This is a genomic window from Cellvibrio mixtus subsp. mixtus J3-8 (assembly GCF_000766945.1).
Taxonomy (GTDB): Bacteria; Pseudomonadota; Gammaproteobacteria; order Pseudomonadales; family Cellvibrionaceae; genus Cellvibrio; species Cellvibrio mixtus_A.
Map to the genome: position 1 here is coordinate 233,556 of NZ_KN266213.1, position 405 is coordinate 233,960.

The following is a 405-nucleotide window of genomic DNA, read 5'->3' on the forward strand; positions in this document are numbered from 1 at the left end:
TGCTGTTTGCGGACGCTCACCTACACCACCTGACTGGTTACACCAGTTACCGCGATGCGCACGACGGTCAATACGCGATTGGTCAATGAACGTATCAAGCACAGTACTGGTAGACACTGCTGTCGGACGGTTTGGACCACCCCAACCATTGCGTGAGGTATCCACCAACATACCAATGGTGCTTGGGAAACCGGCCGCGATCATTGCCGTGCGCCACGCTTGTACGAAAGAAACTTCGCTGAAGTGCGGGTTCCACTCGTAGAACTTCGCTTGACGGGTTTGCGTACCGCCACCGGTACCGAATGAACCATTTGCCAGTGAATCAAGGAATGGTTCGTACAGCGGAGTGTAACCTGAGGTGTTGGAGACAAAACCGGCGATGGAGTTAACGCCACCGGTTGCACC

At 54.6% G+C, this 405-nt stretch carries 1 protein-coding gene; it reads right to left on the reverse strand.

All coding sequences use genetic code 11. The features are described 5' to 3' along the window. Nucleotides 1–405, reverse strand: a 405-nt coding sequence (locus A596_RS23625) for a glycoside hydrolase family 6 protein (RefSeq protein ID WP_235425786.1), incomplete at both ends; no start/stop codon positions are given.